At 39.8% G+C, this 19,749-nt stretch carries 6 protein-coding genes and 4 pseudogenes; all 10 read left to right on the top strand.

The features are described from left to right. Window positions 1-204: 204 nt before the first annotated feature. The 10 genes and pseudogenes from ALW18_06285 to ALW18_06240 all read left to right on the top strand — a co-directional run bounded on the left by ALW18_06285 (window position 205) and on the right by ALW18_06240 (window position 19,749). Window positions 205-1,065: a hypothetical protein gene (locus tag ALW18_06285; GenBank protein AOE52158.1), complete on the top strand. Its 861-nt coding sequence runs from the start codon at window positions 205-207 to the stop codon at window positions 1,063-1,065. An 803-nt stretch (window positions 1,066-1,868) separates the two neighbouring features. Beyond that, a pseudogene (locus tag ALW18_06280) lies at window positions 1,869-2,252 on the top strand (hypothetical protein). Window positions 2,253-2,436: 184 nt separating this feature from the next. Then, on the top strand, window positions 2,437-2,691 hold the full coding sequence (locus ALW18_06275; protein AOE52157.1) for a hypothetical protein: 255 nt from the start codon (window positions 2,437-2,439) through the stop codon (window positions 2,689-2,691). Window positions 2,692-7,090: 4,399 nt separating this feature from the next. After that, window positions 7,091-7,348, top strand: a pseudogene (locus ALW18_06270) (hypothetical protein). A gap of 597 nt (window positions 7,349-7,945) precedes the next feature. After that, a pseudogene (locus ALW18_06265) lies at window positions 7,946-8,143 on the top strand (hypothetical protein). 2,362 nt (window positions 8,144-10,505) lie between these two features. Continuing rightward, on the top strand, window positions 10,506-11,177 hold the full coding sequence (locus ALW18_06260; GenBank protein AOE52156.1) for a hypothetical protein: 672 nt from the start codon (window positions 10,506-10,508) through the stop codon (window positions 11,175-11,177). 454 nt (window positions 11,178-11,631) lie between these two features. Then, a pseudogene (locus ALW18_06255) lies at window positions 11,632-11,964 on the top strand (hypothetical protein). A gap of 58 nt (window positions 11,965-12,022) precedes the next feature. Then, on the top strand, window positions 12,023-17,485 hold the full coding sequence (locus tag ALW18_06250; GenBank protein AOE52155.1) for a hypothetical protein: 5,463 nt from the start codon (window positions 12,023-12,025) through the stop codon (window positions 17,483-17,485). 27 nt (window positions 17,486-17,512) lie between these two features. After that, window positions 17,513-18,811 (top strand): hypothetical protein, encoded by a 1,299-nt coding sequence (locus ALW18_06245; GenBank protein ID AOE52154.1) that lies wholly within the window; start codon window positions 17,513-17,515, stop codon window positions 18,809-18,811. A 14-nt stretch (window positions 18,812-18,825) separates the two neighbouring features. Beyond that, window positions 18,826-19,749 carry a hypothetical protein gene (locus ALW18_06240; protein ID AOE52153.1) on the top strand — a complete coding sequence of 308 codons (924 nt, stop codon included), beginning with the start codon at window positions 18,826-18,828 and terminating at the stop codon, window positions 19,747-19,749.

Below are 19,749 nucleotides of genomic sequence, written 5' to 3'. Positions count from 1 at the left end.
TTCTACAAAGAATGTACAATAAATCTATAGTTAAATATTTGTCGAATGAATACCTTTGTGTGCCCAGAAATGCCAAATAATTAAATAAATTACTAATGATTGATGCTGAAAGAAATAGTGCCTGAAAAGGATTTTAAAAGAAGTTTAGCAATTCACTTCGCTTTTGGCCTCGCTCATACAATTTCACTTTTGTGTAGTATTGCCATGCCTTTTGGTATAATTTATGGGCCTTTACTTTACCTTTCATTTAAAAGTGCAAAAGGTGAGTCACTTTCGTTTTCATATCTGCATATCATCCCATTTTTAGTTTTATTATTTATATATGTATTAACTTTTTTTGGCATTGAGTTTTCTATTTCATGGGCATATGGGTTAACCCGATTTGTGTATATAGAATATTATATTATTATACCACTTTCATTATTGATTTATGGTTTTGTATTGTTAATCGACGTAAAAAAAACTATACCGGAAGCATCTCAAAGAAAAATACTCTTTCTTTTAAGTTATATTTCTATTTGGTATGCTACAGGTCTCATTTTTTCGGGATTACAAAAGATAAATGTTTTAACGCTTGCGTTGAAGATTCAGGATTTTCTTTTTATCTTTCCTTTAATTCTGGCTGCAGTTATCGTGTTTTACCTTTTTAATGATCAAGACCATTCATTACAGGTGAAAAAACCTGATTTGCCACAGCGCGATAGTATTTATGGAGACAAAACCTCTGATGAAGTAATACTTGCGCTCAAGCTTACTCTGGAAAGCAATCAGCTGTACCTTAATTCTGCAATTTCACTGGAAATGCTTGCTGAAAAGACAAACATACCAAAGCATCACTTGTCTAATTTTCTTAATACGTATCTTGGTAAAAGTTTTTACCAGCTTATAGCAGAATACAGAGTTGATTACGCTAAGAAAAGGCTAGCGGAAGACAATATCGTAACTATTGAAACACTTGCTTATGAATGTGGGTTTAATAGTAAGACCAGTCTTAATAAATATTTTAAAGAAGTAACAGGGTTTGCACCTTCACAATATAGAACAGACGCTAACCAATTACCTTAAGTAAATAAGAAATGCCAGAATTTATTTTATGCAGTATTATAATACTAACCTTTGCTACGCTTTATGCCGGATGGAAAAAAGGTTATTCATCCTTATTTAATAAAGTATGTAATGCCTATCTCGTCTTTGTGTTGCTGCATGCAATATTTGCGTTTATCATACGCTTATCTTCGGACAATTTACTTGCAGTAGATATTTCTTTGCCTTTTGTATTAGGGTATGGTCCTTTCTTTTTAATAGGTTGTAAATCGCTTAACGAAGTAAATATTAAAAAGCAGGAGCTAATTCTTCATTTTGCACCATTTATAATATGTCTAATCCCATATAGTATAATCATAAGTAATTCTGCGCTTAGGGAAGAATATCTTATGTCATTTTATATTGTTCAATACGCATATGTTGCGATAAGTCTGACAGGGTATATTCTATGGTTCTTCCTTTACAGACGGAACTTAGCAGGCAATGCCTTTATAAACGAAAGTCGCCAGTTAATAAAAACATCCGGCTATTCTCTAATAGTAATGGTTGTTGTTTTCTTAGTCATTCTTTTATCCAACGATATCAACGCCGAATTTATAAAAATCACACTTCCTTCCATTGTCATTTATACAGGTGTTTTCATGTCGGTTATATTTGCTTTTACATTTACAATAAATAATATTGTGAATAGTACTAGTGTTGTGCAGTCTCTACAAGTTGTTGAAATCGAATCTTTCAGCACAAAGCGTGAACAGGATAATATACAAATGAATTCTGAACTCGAAACAGAGTTAGAAATTGCACAAAGTGTTCAGCAGACACAAAAGTATAATAAGTCTGCTTTGTCTACTGTAGCGTTAGATGATTATAAGGCTAAATTAAATAATTTGATAGCTGTTGACAAAGTATATCTGGATAACGAACTTACTTTAGAGATATTAGCAAAGAAAATGAGAATGCCAATGCATCATTTAACACAGCTATTTAATGTTCACTTGGGTGAAAACTTTAATCAATATATTAACAAGTTCAGAATAGAATATGCCTGTACTCTCTTACAGGATCGACGTGTGTCTCTTTCTATTGAGCAGATCGCTTTTAACTGTGGATTTAACTCTAAGGTATCATTTAACCGTCATTTCAAAAATATCACAGGCACAACCCCAAAAGAATATATGCATACATATAAAAAAATAAAAAAAAATTAACGTTATAAATCCAACACTATAAGTTTTCCGTATATGTTGATAATTAAAGGTTTTCACAAGCAATTTTGCTCAAAAGTCTATGGTTTATGTATGTTCAAATTATTGGGATGTCGCATAACCCATTTATTTTTAACCTTTTTTTAAGATTTGTATCGCAACTTTGCACAATAATATTTTAATTAAAATGAACAGTAAGCTGCCCCCAAAGTATACTATTCTATTTTTACTACTCTTTATTTTAAATTCAAATAAAGGAGAATGTGCGCTTAAGAGCGCGGAGCTTTACCCTGCCTTATTGGCAACTACGGGTGAGGCTTATTTTATTTCTACCCCTTCTTCATTTGTTTCTGATTCTTGTATTATCAATTCTGATAATGGAACAGTCGGTTTTAGAGTCTTATTAATAGCATCGCATATAGTGCGCTATATCCGCTATTAAGGATTGAAGAAACTCCAAGGGCAATTTTTGTTATTTAGTTAGATCATGTCGACACGATTAACGTGCTGATATATGGTTTCGATGCTTACACGCATTGTTTAAATGAAATTGAAGAAATAAGATAATTAGTATACCCCCCAATAATAATTAAATTTTAATGATGATGAAAAAACTATTACCTGCACTCTTGACTTTACTGGGTGCTTATACGGCAAGCGCTCAGGTAGGTATAGGTACTTCTGCACCTAATGCATCGGCACAATTGGAGATTGCGTCAAGTGATAAGGGTGTTTTACTACCACAGGTTAGGTTAACAAGTACAACCGATACTGCTACCATTACTACAGGTAATGTGCAGAGTTTGTTAGTTTATAACATCGCTACAAACAACGATGTAAAACCGGGTTATTACTTTTGGTACATTAACAAATGGAGAAGGCTGGTAACAAGCGATGATACAGCACCTACCGGTGGTTCTTCTGCACCAATTGTAGACAACGGAAATGGTACGTATACGTATATAAATCCGGATGGGAGTGTTACAACTATAGACGTTCCGGGCAACCAAACGCTTACATACTTAATGTACAACCCAGCGGCTAACACGTTAACGTACACAGACGAAAAAGGTATAAATACGGTTATTAATCTTGTAGAGCTTGTTAAGAAAGCGGAAACTGTGACAACACTTGTTGACAACGGTAACGGTACAATGACATACACCAATGAAGCAGGAGTTTCTACAACAGTAAGTGTTGCAGGAGGCGCTGCCGGTGTAGGTATAGCAACAACGGTTAATAACGGGGATGGTACATTTACAATTATATATACAAACGGAACTACATTTACTACTTCTAATCTAACAGGGCCTCAGGGGCCTGCGGGTACAGCAGGTGCTGCCGGTCTTCAGGGACCTGCCGGAGCAGACGGCGCTAACGGAAATGGTATCGCTAATACAGTAAACAATAACGATGGTACGTTTACCATAAACTATACAAACGGTACTTCATTTACAACACCGAATTTTACAGGTGCTCAGGGCGCAACTGGACCTCAGGGGCCTTCAGGTATGGCTGGTACACCAGGTTCTGCGGGTGTTGGTATAGCTTCAGCGGTAAATAACGGTAATGGTACATTCACTTTAAATTTCACAAACGGTTCAAGTTTTACCACATCTAACCTTACAGGTCCTCAGGGTCCTGCAGGAGCTATTGGCGCTACAGGAACAAATGGTGTTGATGGAATCAGCGCTTACCAGGAATGGTTAAATGCAGGTAAAACAGGAACACAAGCTGAATTCCTTGCTGCATTAAAAGGAGATAAAGGAAATGATGGTGTTGCGGGAACAAATGGAACTAACGGTATAGATGGAACCAACGGAGTTGATGGAATCAGCGCTTACCAGGAATGGCTAAACGCAGGTAACACAGGAACACAAGCTGACTTCCTTGCCGCATTAAGAGGAGATAAGGGAAATGACGGTGTTGCGGGAACAAATGGAACTAACGGTACAGATGGAACTAACGGAGTTGACGGGATTAGCGCTTACCAGGAATGGTTAAACGCAGGTAACACAGGAACAAAAGCGGATTTCCTTGCTACTTTAAAAGGAGATAAGGGAAATGATGGTGTTGCAGGTACAGATGGAAATGGAATTACATCAACGACGGATAACAACGACGGTACATTCACTTTCACTTATACTGATGGAACGACATTTACTACATCGAACCTGAAAGGTGCTGATGGAGCTACTGGTGCTCAGGGCGCAACCGGAAACGGCATCGCATCAACTACAGATAACAATGATGGTACATTCACTTTCACTTACACTAACGGAACAACATTTACTACATCGAACCTAAAAGGTGCTGATGGTGCCGTAGGATCTCAGGGCGCAACTGGAAACGGAATTACGTCAACTATGGATAACAATGACGGTACATTCACTTTTACTTATAGTGACGGTACGACGTTTACAACATCAAACCTAAAAGGCGCTGATGGAATCAGTGCTTACCAGGAATGGTTAAATGCAGGTAACACAGGTACACAAGCTGACTTTCTTGCCGCATTAAAAGGAGATAAAGGAAATGACGGTGTTGCAGGAACAAATGGAAATGGAATTGCATCAACGACGGATAACAATGATGGTACTTTCACTTTCACTTACACTGACGGAACAACATTTACAACATCAAACTTAAAAGGTGCTGATGGAATCAGTGCTTACCAGGAATGGTTAAACGCAGGTAACACAGGCACACAAGCTGACTTTCTTGCTGCGTTAAAAGGAGATAAAGGAAATGATGGTGTTGCAGGAACAAATGGAAATGGAATTGCATCAACGACGGATAACAATGATGGCACCTTCACTTTCACTTATACTGACGGAACAACATTTACGACATCGAACCTAAAAGGTGCTGATGGAGCTACTGGTGCTCAGGGCGCAACCGGAAACGGCATTGCATCAACTACAGATAACAATGATGGTACATTCACTTTCACTTACACTGACGGAACAACATTTACTACATCGAACCTAAAAGGTGCTGATGGTGCCGTAGGATCTCAGGGCGCAACTGGAAACGGAATTACGTCAACTATGGATAACAATGACGGTACATTCACTTTTACTTATAGTGACGGTACGACGTTTACAACATCAAACCTAAAAGGCGCTGATGGAATCAGTGCTTATCAGGAATGGTTAAACGCAGGTAACACAGGAACAAAAGCGGATTTCCTTGCTGCCTTAAAAGGTGAGCAAGGTGTTGCAGGTACTAACGGAACAAATGGTACAGATGGAACCAACGGTGTTGATGGAATCAGTGCTTACCAAGAATGGTTAAACGCAGGTAATACAGGTACACAGTTAGAATTTCTTGCTGCATTAAAAGGAGAAAAAGGAAATGATGGTGCTCAGGGCGCAACCGGAAACGGCATCGCATCAACTACAGATAACAATGATGGTACATTCACTTTCACTTACACTGACGGAACAACATTTACTACATCGAACCTAAAAGGTGCTGATGGTGCCGTAGGATCTCAGGGCGCAACCGGAAACGGAATTACGTCAACTATGGATAACAATGACGGTACATTCACTTTTACTTATAGTGACGGTACGACATTTACAACATCAAACTTAAAAGGTGCTGATGGAATCAGCGCTTACCAGGAATGGTTAAATGCAGGTAACACAGGTACACAAGCTGAATTCCTTGTTGCATTAAAAGGTGCTGACGGAACAAATGGAACTGATGGAGAAGCAGGTAAAGGTATCACGACTACAGTAAACAATGGTGATGGTACTCTTACAATTAATTATACCGACGGTACAAGTACTGTAATAGATTTCAAAGATATAGAAACCCTTACAACGTTCGTAAACAACGGTAATGGCACATATACATATACTAATGAGGATGGTGTAGATACTACTATAGATGTTAGAGCTAGTTCACTTATCTACGACAATACAATTTCAAGACTTACAAGTACAACTGTTCAGGATGCGATTGATAAATTAGCAGCAGGTCAGACAGCAATCGATGATTCACTGGATAACTTCAAGCTTGTAGACAATGCTAATGGAACGTTCTCACTAATTGGCAAAGACGGCACAACAGTAGTGTCGACAATAGAAAAATCTGCGGTAACTGCTAATGCAGACGGTACTTATACCTTTAATAACGGAGGTACACCGGTAACGATAGATCCATCTCAGGTTCATGTTGCTTATAATAATGGTGTGTACTCCTTTACCAACGCAGCAGGGGCTACAATTACAGCTATCGACGTAAATGCAAACGCACTTCCGTTCGACAATAACGGAACAGGCCTTACAGCGACTAACGTACAGGCTGCAATTGCAGAAATTACGGAAGCGACTATTACAAGTAAGAAAGATTTATTAGCAGCTGATGGAGCTGATGCTACTATTGAAGTAGTAGGAGGAACTAAAGCGGTACTTGCAGATACAAGCCTTAGGGTTAAAGATGAAAGTATCACTTCGGCTAAAATAAAAGACGCAACTATAACTACTGCTGATATAGCATCTACAGGTAATGATAAAGTGCTGACAACTGCACCGAACGGAACAGTAACATGGGCTGATAAATCAGAACTGGCTATTGAGCCTTGGAACAATCAGAATTCAACAGATAAAGCAACATCTAATGCAAACAATATCTACCAGACAGGAAATATAGGTATTGGAGATTTTTCGGGAGAAAATGTTTCTCAGAAACTTGATGTTAAAGATGGAAATGTTAGAGTACGTGACATTAACGCTTCTGCGGGTATAGCAACAGATAAAGTAGTTGTGGCAGATGCACAGGGTGTACTTAAAACGGTATCTGCTATGCCAGGTATACGTACAGAAATTCAGGACTATTCAGCCGTATTAGCTGACGAAACAATATTGGCAGACGCTGCGGGGACAAGCGTTACAATCACTTTACCTCTTGAGCCAGTGATGGGTAAAAAGTATAACATTAAAAAAATCGATACGTCGGACAACAAAGTAACTATTAGTGGTAACGGAAAAACTATTGAAGGTTTATCCACTATTTCGGGGGCATTACCTTACCAGGGTTGGGTGCTGCAGTATAATGGAAGCAGCTGGTTTATAATCAGTCGTATTTAATAAGTTTTACCACTAATTTAAAAGTTAACAATGAAAAATAAATATATATTGTCGGCAGTTTTAGTAACGTTGTTTGCTAGTGTCGCTGCAAATGCTCAGGAAGGTTTTGGAACAAATAACCCCGATCCGTCATCAGTAATTGATATGGTGTCTGCTAAGCGTGGTGTTTTGATTCCGCGTATAGCGCTAACCGCAACTAATGTTGCTGCCCCGGTTACGGCTCCGGCAGAAGCATTGTGGATTTATAATACAGCTACGGCAGGAGCAGGAGCAACTGGCGTTACACCTGGTTTTTACTACTGGAGTGTTAACAAATGGGTACGTATTACAAGTATTGATGATATAACAAGAGGTACGATTTCTTCTTCGGATATTGATGTTAACGGAGGTACTAATGCAGCATTTGGTGATGTTATCCTTGCAATTGCAACTGGCGCTGTAACTACAGATAAAATTGCTCCCGCAGCAGTTACTCAGGATAAGCTAAAGGCACCGGCACAAACAACAGGGCCTGTTAGGGTTGCTGTTGCTCAGAATGACGGTACTGTTACATATGAAAGCCTCCCTTCAACAGGTGTAGAAGGAGCTAACCTAGAACCTACACAAAATGATGGTTCGATTACCGTTACAAATGGTACAGGAACTACATTAAAAAATACAAAACTACATGTAACTGATGGTGGTATTACTACCTTAAAAATTGGAGCAGATGCAGTTACCAACGAAAAACTTGCAGACGACGCAGTTCAGACAGAAAATATTGTAAACGGTACTATTCTTGGGGAGGATATTGCTGATAAAACAATCACTGCTGATAAACTTGTTGCAAATGGTTCAGACGTAAACAAAGTCGCGACAGTAAATGCTGACGGAACAGTATCTTACAAAACCGTTGCCGCAGGAAATGTAACGTATAATGATGCAACTACAGGATTTGGTAATGGTGTTGATACAGTTCAGGAAGCAGTTGAAGCGCTTGCTTATGCTACAGCTGACCAATTGAACAACTTTAAACTTGTAGATAATGCTGACGGTACTTTTTCTCTTATAGGAAAAGATGGTTCGACAGTAGTATCTACAATTAATAAAGGTACAATAACAGCAAATACAGATGGTACGTATACGTTTAACAACGGAGGAACACCGGTAACAATAGATCCATCTCAGGTTCGCGTTGCCTATAATAATGGTGTTTATACTTTTACTAATGCGGCAGGAGCTACAATCACATCGATTGATGTTAACGCTAACGCACTTCCGTTTAATAATAACGGTACAGGACTGGCGGCTACAACAGTTCAAGCGGCTATCGTAGAAATAAATTCGGCTTCATCTGCTATCAACCTTATTGATGAGAATGACGGTAAGGTAACACTGGTAAAAGCAGATGGTACAAAAGTAAAAGTAGGTAAAGGAGATATTACCAACAATAATGATGGTACTTATACTTTTGCTAATGGAGATGGCAGCGATGTTATAATAAACACAAGTAACCTTTCTATATCAGAACTAAACGGTGTTTATACCTTTAAAAATGCTGCTGGAACTGTTTTAGGAACCATCAATACCAATGCATCTGCGCTTGCATATAACGATACGACAACTAATTTAGGTTCGAATAATGTGCAGGGAGCGATTGAAGCTCTGGCAACAAAACAATCGGATGTAAATAACGCATTAAACCAGATTAATCTGGTTGATAACAATGACGGAAAGGTAACACTTATAAAGCCAAACGGCGATGCAGTAACTGTTGATAAATCTACACTTACTTTAAATGCAAACGGTACATATACATTTAACAATGGTAACGGTTCTCCTGTAACATTTGACCCTGCGGATGTCAAAATTACAGAGGCAGTTAGCGGAGTATATACTTTTGTTAATAATGCAGGAACTGTTTTAGGGGCTATCAATACAAATGCATCGGCACTAAATTTTGATAATTCAGGAACGGGACTTACGGCAACAAACGTTCAGGCTGCAATTGCTGAAGTGAATGCCAATTTAACTAACCAGGTAAATTCACTGGAGTTAAAAGATAACCAAAATGGTACGATCTCTTTACTATCTCCTGACGGAACAGATCTTGGAACAGTAAACAAGGCAGACCTTAGTTATAATGTTGCTACAGGTAAATATACATTTACAAACGGTACTGGCGGAAGTAATGTTCAGTTTGGTGGTGGTAACCTTACTCCTGCAATAGGAGATACTTCGATCGTTGTTAACGACGGAACAGGCGCTACTCTAAAAGAGGCTTCGATAAAAGTTGCCGATGGCGGAATTACAGAAGCTAAACTTGCATCAAATTCGGTTACTACCGCTAAAATAGAAAATGGAACTATCCTTGGTGAAGACATTGCACCTGCAACAGTAGGGGCTGGTAACCTAACTTCGGGTACAGCAGCAAATGGTACAGTTGCGACAGCAAATGGCAATGGTGGTGTTACGTATGCAGCACCGAGTGTAACTGCCGGCAATGTAACAGGAACAGGAAATATCGAGTCTACAGATATCACAGTAGATAATGGAGAGAATTCTGCTCTTAAAACTGTAAAACTTGCAATAGCAGAGAATGCAGTAACAAGTGCTAAAATAGCGAACGGTACTATTATCGCGGAAGACCTGGCATCAAATTCGGTGACTACCGCTAAAATAGAAAACGGAACTATCCTTGGTGAAGACATCGCACCTGCAACAGTAGCGGCAGCAAACCTAACTTCAGGTACAGCAGTAAACGGTACAGTTGCAACAGCAAATGGCAATGGTGGTGTTACGTATGCAGCACCAACTGTTACAGCAGGCAACGTAACAGGAACAGGAAATATAGAATCTACAGATATCACAGTAGGTAATGGGGAGAACTCAGTACTTAAAGATGTTACACTTACAATAGCAGAAAACGCTATTACAACAGATAAAATTGCTCTAGGCGCAGTAGAAAGTTCAGATATTAAAAATGGAACTATCCTTGGTGAAGACATCGCACCTGCAACAGTAGCAGTTGGTAACCTAACTTCAGGTACAGCAGCAAACGGTACAGTTGCAACAGCAAATGGCAATGGTGGTGTTACGTATGCAGCACCGAGTGTAACTGCTGGCAATGTAACGGGTGCTCAAACTCTTTCAGGAGATGCATCGATCACTGTAACAGATGGATCAGGCGCAATCATTAAGAAATACAAGTATTACAGTTGCAGCCGGAGGGATTAACGATACTAAACTTGCAACCGGTGCAGTAACTAATGTAAAACTTGGAGCTGATGCAATTACAACAGATAAAATCGCCTTAGGTGCAGTAGAGAGTTCAGATATTAAAAACGGAACTATCCTTGGTGAAGATATCGCACCTGCAACAGTAGGGGCTGGTAACCTAACTTCAGGTACAGCAGCAAATGGTACAGTTGCAACAGCAAATGGCAATGGTGGTGTTACGTATGCAGCACCGAGTGTAACAGCTGGAAATGTAACAGGAACAGGAAATATAGAGTCTACCGATATTACAGTAAGTAACGGACAGAACTCTGCACTTAAAACTGTAACACTTGCTATAGCACAAAATGCGGTGACAAGTGCTAAAATAGCAAACGGGACTATTATCGCGGAAGACCTGGCATCAAATTCGGTGACTACCGCTAAAATAGAAAACGGAACTATACTTGGTGAAGATATCGCTGCTAAAACTGTTACAGCATCTAATCTTAATGCCACAGGAGCTACAGCAGGAAACGTTGCTACAGCAAATGCAGATGGTACTGTAAGATATCATGCAGCTACCGAGTGTAACCTTGCTAGTAAACGTAGTTCAGGATCTCCGGAGGAATAACTTCTTCAGACATCTACAGCTAGAGTAAGTGGAGGAAATTCAACACTGTAAAGATGTAACGATTAGCATTGCTAACGGAGGAATAACAGAATCTAAGCTTGCTACAGGAGCTGTAACAAGCGATAAAATAGGTAGCAAAGCAGTTACTGTAGATAAGATAAATAATGGAACTGCAAATCAGGTACTAGCTACAAATAATGCTGGTACTGCTGTAACATGGGTTGATAAATCTACACTGGCTATCGAGCCTTGGCAAGTACAGGGTGGTACAACTCAGGCTGCAAGCAATACACAGGCTATATACCAGACAGGTAAAGTTGCCATAGGTAATTTCTCAGGAGCTACTTCTCAGCATTCTTTAGATGTAGACGGTGGAACGGTAAGAGTTAAAGATGTTACAGCTGCATATAACACAGTTGCTACAGATAAAGTTGTATTAGCTGATACTAATGGTGTTTTAAGATCTGCAAATGCAGCGATGCCTAAAGTATTTTACATGCCTGCTGTTGTATTTAATACGTCTACTCAGGGATCTTTTACAAGGGATTTATATGCTGAATATTTGGCGCAGTTTACCGAGGCTGGAAACTCCACTTTTGTAAAAAGTAATGGTGCTCCTTCAGAAATCCCTCATCACAGCCGTACTGAGCTTAATTACTATATTACATACTATGATACTGCTGTTTTCCAAAATCTTCAGATGACAGCAGGAGGAGTGTTAACGGGTAATATTGTAGGCCCCGGAACTGAAGGCTCTTACATGAACATTGTTTTTGTGGTAAAATAATAATAATTGGCGGCAGGCCCTATATCTTTGCGCCTGCCTGCTAATTTATATAACTACTATGTTAAAAATTACACATATATATCGTTTTGGTTTGCTGCAAAAAGCATTGTTTTGCCTGGGGTTATTTTTAGCTCTTGGTACCACAGGAGCATTTGCACAGTTTGCTGTAACAGAAGATTTTCGCGGAAGTGGTAATCCGGATATTATTATTGGAGACGATGCCGCACTTACTTCAGGAAATGCAGATCCGGTTAATCAGGGATGGCTTAGGCTTACTAACTCTGATAACTATAAGAAAGGATCTGCTTACGTAAATAAATCATTTCCATCATCATTAGGTGTATTGGTTGATTTTGAGTTTAAAATGTGGAGAAATAAAAATGCCGACGGAGCGGACGGTATTGGTGTGTTTCTTTTTGACGGTACAAGTGCTTTTAAACTTGGAGGTAATGGTGGTTCGATGGGATATACATCAGGTAATGGATCGGCAACAGGTCTTGCTGGCGGTTACGTTGGAATTGGCCTTGATGCTTACGGTAACTTTGCCAACCCTGTAAATGGACCAAAACGTGGTGGACCAGCCGGAAATGGTGTGGAAGCAGTAAGGGCTAACGCAGTTATAATGAGAGGGCCTACAACAACAAATAACACAGATAATGTAGTTAACGGTGTGCAGCCTACAAACAGGTATTTGGCAGGTTCAACGATTACTGTTCTTAATAATAATAATGACAACAATAGCTTTAGCTTTGCAGATGCAGGCACGTCCGTTAATAATGATAGAGCACAGAATGCACTGGATTATAATACGAATGTAACTACAAGGCCTGCTGATAACATATATTACAGAAGGATTCAGATTGAAATTGAGCGGCTTAGTGCTAACGGAATTTATAGAATTAGTGTACGCTGGAAAATTAGGCCTGATGTAAATAGTCCTTTTAGATTAGTTACTAGTTATATAACAACAGACGTACCTCCGGCTTTATTAAAACTCGGTTTTTCTGCCTCTACAGGTGGTGATATTAACTTTCATGAAATACGTAACTTACTTGTTACCACACCAAATAATATTCGTGTTATAAAAAGAGGAAATAAAGAATGGTTAAGGGGGCTTACGAGTACCAATTCAGCCACCAATCAGATTCAGTACACTATAGAAATTAATAATGATACTGATATGCAGGTGGATAATATTAAATTTGAAGATTATCTCACCAATGCCGATGGCGGAGTTGTTCCGTTTGTAACAAATATAACTACACCGGGTGGCTTTTTAATTGAATCGATTACCCCGTCTGGATTTGTTGGCAATCCACAATCCGCATCTTTCACGAGGGATAATGCAGCGGGAAAAATAAGCCATAATTTATTATCAATTGCTGCAAATGGTATTGCTTATGTAACTGTAACAGGTAGGCTAACCGGTGTGCCTACAGGTAATCTTTTAAAAAATAAAGTTGTTGTTACACCACAGTATGATACAGACATGAACAACAATACATCAATTGTTGAAACGCCTGTGCTGGCTGAAGGAGCCGATGTTACAGCGGTAAATATTGTAGACCATACTTGTTCTGACGGGAGTAATCTTTTTACAATTAGAGCAGCGAGTGTTGGTACTGATGGTCTAATTGTAGGTACAGGTAATAATTCTGCCAGACTAAAAATGGTAATAACCTTGCCGGCATCTACTGGATTTTCTATAGGTTCTTATAACTTTGATGGTTGGGATGTGGTAAGTCAGTCAACAAATAATGGATTGGCTACATATACTTTATTGTCAAACCAGTCACAAACGATCACATCCGGTAATTCCTATAGTTATCCTATTATTTTTACTATAAATAAAACAACGCCATATACTGCTTACTCCACTACGGCAGTATCAAGTTACATAAATAGTAGCGGTAATAATATAGAATCACCAGGCAACACAACAAATAATACATCTGTCGCTAATGTGTATGCAATTCCACTGCCGCCTACGGTTAGTAATGTCTATTATTGTCAAGGATCTACACCTTTACAGTTAACAGCTACGCGTAATCCAAATAACGCTTCAACATCTGGTTATACGTTAAAATGGTACTTTTCTGAATCCGGTGGTTTTTCATCAGATTTCGCTCCAACACCTTCTACAGAAGCAGGAGGTATTCAAAGTTTTTGGGTAAGCCAGGTAAATGGTACTTGTGAAGGACCAAGAGCAAGAATAGATGTTTATGTGTCGCCAACCCCAACTCCTGGTACTATAAGCGGTAACCAAAATATATGTTCGGGAACTACGCCTGGTAAGATAAGCAATGTTACTGCCGGTAATAACGGTTCGGCAGCAGGTCTTACATTCGGAACTATCCGTTATAGATGGCAATATTCTGATGATAATGGGGAAAACTGGATAGATATATCTAATTCAAATTCACCCGAATATACTCCTCCGTCAGCGATAACTGCTACGAGGCAGTACCAAAGGATCACTATTTCCAGACTTACTAATAATGGTATAAATAAAGATTGTGAATCCTCAGGTTCCAATCCGGTTACTGTAACGGTTTCTGCTCCGACACCGGGTATGATTGGCACGAACCAAACAGTATGTTACAATACCGCTCCAAATTCTATAACTACAGCATCAGGTGCGGGTAACGCACCTACAGGTGCAGGAACATTATCATACATATGGGAACATTTTCCATCAAATGCAACTAACTGGTCAACATTAACTGGTCCCGGAACATCGGGAGAAAGTTATTTACCACCGGTACTAACAGTTACTACACGTTACAGGCGTTCTACTGTATCTAACTCAACAGTATCAGGTAATTCGAGGACATGTACGTCCGGCGTGTCTAATATTGTAACGATAACTGTACAGGGCATTGTAAATCCGGGAGGTATTGCGGGAGACCAGTCGATATGTCCGGGAGCAACCCCAACTGCACTTACGAGCACAACACCAGGTAGCAGTTCAACAGCAGGAGCAGCCATAACATATAGGTGGGAGTCCTCTACCAATGCGGGAGGTACATGGGGTACCGCGGCGGGTACCGCTACCAACATTGATTATACTTTTTCCGGAGGTGTATCTCTAACTACTTACTACAGAAGGATCACGATTTCTACACTGAACGGAAAAGCTTGTGAGGCTCCGTCTGGAAATGTGATAATAAGTGTTGTATCTCCCACACCGGGAACAATAGGAAACAGCCAAACGGTATGTTTTGGTACCGCGCCAACGTTATTTACAACTGTCGCAGGCTTTGCCGCAACAGGGGCGGGTAATTTAACCTATCAGTGGTACGAATCGTTTAATAATGTTGATTTTAACCCTATAAGTAATGCAAATTTAGAAACATACCAGGAACCCAATAATCTTACGATTAATAAATACTACAGAAGGGTAACGTTTTCTAATACAAATGGCACCTCATGCCAGTCGGTGTTTAGTAATACAATTACTGTAACTGCGGCTGCATTTTTAGGTGCAGGAGGACTTGTAGATGATAACAAAACAGTTTGTAGTGGCGGCACCCCAACAACTATACAATCTCAAAGTCCGGGTACAGGAACAGCTCCTATTACTTATGCATGGCAATCGTCAACAGATAATATAACGTATAGTGGAGACATTGCCGGACAAAACGGGCCAACTTATTCGCCGGGGCCTCTCACACAAAACACATGGTTTAGACGATATACGATAGGAACATATAACTCGGGTACTACAACATGCCGCTCTTCGTCGCCTACTAACGCTATAAAGGTAACTGTTGCGCCTATAGCCACACCGGGAAAAATTAAAAGTAGCCAGACTGTATGTAATGGTACAGCTCCTCAAAGAATTTTAAATGATATAGATGGTACCGATACTAATGGTGGTTATATCTGGCAGGTTTCAAGTGTTACTAACCCAACGTGGACGAATATAGCTGGAGAAACAACGTCGTCATATCAGCCTCCCATAATAAATGTCACAACTTCTTACCGAAGGATTGGCGTTTCAAACTCAAGTGGTGTATTGTGTCCTGGTACAGAGGTATCAAATGTTGTAACGATGACAGTTCCTTCAGTACCAACAAATGGTAAAATTGGATATGACCAAAATGTATGTAATAATGCGATACCTGCGTTACTAACGTCTGTAGAAGATGGCACAGGAGGAACAGGTTATCAATGGCAGGTTTCGGATAATGGTACAGATGGTTGGTCTAATATAGCTGGCGCTACTTCCTCTACATATCAACCTGGTGTTGCTACATATACACGTTTTTACAGGAGGCTAACAATTAATAACACTTGTCCTTCAAGTGGGACTAACGTAGTTAGGATCTTAGTAAACACTTATCCTAATTCAGGATCAATTTCAGGAACGCAATCAGTTTGTACCGGTAACAAGCCTGCAGATCTTACAGGAGATTCCGGATGGGCTGGCGGAGGTACAGGTACTTACCGTTGGTATAGTTCAACAAATGGCACAACGTGGAACTTTACAGGAGTAACTGCGCAAAACTATGTATTTTCAGACCCTATAGCGGCTACTACTTTATATAGACGAGGCCTAACATCAAGCCCATGTTATGGCGAGGTATTTACAAATACCGTAACCGTAACCGTATCTGCCGCTCCAACAGGTGGAACTATAGCTCTGGCCCAAACAGTTTGTTACGGTGCAGTTCCTAATCCTTTAACATCAAGTCAGCCGGGATCTGTAGCAAATTACAGATGGGAATCGTCACCTAATGGTAGTGCAAATTCATGGTCAAATACAGGTGTTACTACAGAAGGTTATACTTTTTCGGCAGGTTTAAATCAAACAACTCATTATAGAAGGGTAACCATATCTACAACATGTGTTGGAGAGGCTTATTCTAATACTATAATAATAACAGTAGCCGCGCAAGTTTCAGCAGGTTCGGTTGGCTCAAACCAGATCATATGTTATAATACTGTTCCGGCTACATTACAACCTTCGGGAAGCACAAGCACGACTAACTATCGTTGGGACTCTTCACCAAGTGGTAATGCCAATACATGGACACCTACAGGTGTAACGACAGCCGATTTTAAATTCACTGCACCGTTAACCCAAACAACATACTACAGGCGTGCAACAATCTCAGGATCGTGTGAGGCCTACGCAACACCGGTTGTAATTACGGTTATGTCGCGCGTGGAAGAAGGTAGTATCTCGGGCGATCAGAACATATGTATGGATACGGCACCGGCGCGTATCGGTCCGGGTACACAAGGCTCAGGCCAGGGTGATATTACTTATAAATGGGAATCTCAGGTAGAGGGCAGTACTAATTGGACTGTCATAGCAGGCGCTTCAGAGGCATCTTACCTGCCACCTGTCATACGTAAAACGACACAATACAGGCGTACTACAATTTCTACCTCTGTTATAAACGGGTTCACCTCAAAGTGCGAATCGGCATCTACGACTGGTACAGTAGTTGTCACTGTCAGAAACTGTAAAGTGATAACAAACCCAATGATCTATCAAAAAGTAAAAAATTAATGCTTTACGGCATTTAAAAGATATACAATGAACAGGAATATATTACTTATCGTTTGTGTATTGTTTTCGGCAATGTTACCTGCCCAAAACAATAACAATACCGGTCAGACGGTAAACCAGGGCGCATTATATGTTAGCCCGGGTACGCTTATGACCATCATGTCTGATTTTGATAATGATGACATGGGAGAGTATGAAAATAACGGAGAGGTAATTTTTCACGGAAATTTTAATAATGATGGCATAACAACATATAACGCTAGTAAGGGAAGCGGGTACACCCGCTTTGAGGGATTCTCTCAGCAGAATATTACCGGCAGCATACCAGCAGATTTTTATAACGTATTGTTTAACAATCCAAACAACACTGCTACAGAAGCAGCTTTCCGACTATATGGGGATATTTCGGTGAGCGGCAATGCAGATTTTGTAAACGGAACAGTCAAGGATGATGTATTTGGGGGAATCATTGTATTTGAAAACAACGCAACACATAGCAATGTGGATAATGAAAGTCATGTAGACGGTTTTGTGATCAAAAATGGAGAAACTGATTTTATTTATCCTATAGGAGATCAGGACTCTATTACCAAAGCCCGTTATTTTAGGTATGCTGCTATTTCTGCTCCAGCAGAGAGTTCAAGTGCTTTTAAAGGTAAATATTACTTTCAAAATTCAGATGAACTTTATCCGCACACCAACAAAACTGCTGTTATTGAATTAATTAACAACAAAGAGTACTGGAGGGTAGACAAAGAAGGCGGTAACGCAAATGTTATGCTAACCCTTAGCTGGGATACTGCTACCACACCAGCTGAAATTATCGCAGAGCCTTATGGAGAAATTCATATTGTCCGATGGGATGAAGCCCAGCACCTTTGGGTAGATGAGGGCGGTATTGCCAACCAGCTTTCTTCTACAACAGGTACGGTTACTACAGTTGTTAATGTTAAAGGCTATGGTATTTTTACCCTTGCAAGAATTAAAGATGATCTTCTTTTACCCGGCGACATTGTTATTTACAATGGTGTTACGCCGGACGGCGATGGTAAAAACGACCACTTTGTTATTGACAATATTAAAGACTTCCCTAAAAATTCGGTTGAAATTTACAACCGTTGGGGTGTAAGGGTTTATGATACTGTTGGCTACGACACTAACGGAAATGTATTTAAAGGCAGTTCAAGCGGTCGTGCTACCGTAACAAACGAAAAGGTACTGCCTACAGGTACTTACTTCTACGTAATTGAATATGTTTATGAAAAGCCGGGTATTAAGCCCCGTACAATTAAAAAGGCCGGCTACCTTTATTTATCCTCAGATTAATATTAAAAAACGTAATGACAATGCAACAATTTAAATGTATTACTATACTCCTGCTACTGGTTTGCAACAGTGCACTTTGGGCACAGCAGGATCCCCAGTATACGCAGTACATGTACAACCCCATAAACATTAATCCGGCGTATGCAGGAACCAGGGGTGTAACTACTATTTTTGGTTTACACCGTGCGCAATGGGTAGGCCTTGACGGTGCACCGGTTACCAACTCGGCATCTTTAAATGCCCCTGTGGGTAAAAATGTAGGTTTAGGTGTTTCTTTCGTAAATGACAAGATTGGCCCAACAGATACAAATGTAATAGCGGCAGATTTTTCCTATACAATTCCGGTAAACAATGATTACAAGTTATCATTAGGTATCAAAGGGTCTGTACAGTTGTTTAATGTAGATTTTACAAAGCTAAATATCTACGATCCCAGCGATCCGAGGTTTTCGGCCAATATAAATAACAAGCTTACACCAAACGTTGGGGCAGGAGCATTTATGTATTCTGAGAACAGCTATTTTGGTTTATCTGTACCTCATATATTAGAAACAAATAATTATTCCGATAACGAGATATCTGTAGTAAAAGAGCGTTTTCACGTGTATGCAATGGCGGGCCATGTGTTTGATCTTGCCTACAACTGGAAATTTAAACCGGCTGCTTTGGCAAAAGTCGTACAAGGAGCTCCTTTACAGGTAGATTTAACAGCCAATGTGCTGTACAATGACAAGTTTACATTAGGGCTTGCTTACCGTTGGTCTGCAGCCGTGAGTGCACTGGCAGGGTTTCAGGTGTCTGATGGCCTGTTTATAGGATATACCTATGATACAGAAACAACCAAGCTTGCTAATTATAACTCCGGTTCGCACGAGATATTCCTGCGTTTTGAATTGTTCAAAAAATACGAAAAGGTAATGAATCCCCGATTCTTTTAA

The organism is Flavobacterium psychrophilum, from assembly GCA_001708385.1.
Lineage (GTDB): Bacteria > Bacteroidota > Bacteroidia > Flavobacteriales > Flavobacteriaceae > Flavobacterium > Flavobacterium psychrophilum_A.
This window is presented reverse-complemented; position numbering and strand designations above follow the sequence as displayed.

Excerpts from the sequence above, each read along its gene's own strand:
- ALW18_06240 (AOE52153.1), top strand. The coding sequence starts at position 18,826 with ATGACAATGCAACAATTTAAATGTATTACTATACTCCTGCTACTGGTT.
- ALW18_06250 (AOE52155.1), top strand. The coding sequence starts at position 12,023 with ATGTTAAAAATTACACATATATATCGTTTTGGTTTGCTGCAAAAAGCA.
- ALW18_06260 (AOE52156.1), top strand. The coding sequence starts at position 10,506 with ATGGATCAGGCGCAATCATTAAGAAATACAAGTATTACAGTTGCAGCC.
- ALW18_06275 (AOE52157.1), top strand. The coding sequence starts at position 2,437 with ATGAACAGTAAGCTGCCCCCAAAGTATACTATTCTATTTTTACTACTC.
- ALW18_06285 (AOE52158.1), top strand. The coding sequence starts at position 205 with ATGCCTTTTGGTATAATTTATGGGCCTTTACTTTACCTTTCATTTAAA.
- ALW18_06245 (AOE52154.1), top strand. The coding sequence starts at position 17,513 with ATGAACAGGAATATATTACTTATCGTTTGTGTATTGTTTTCGGCAATG.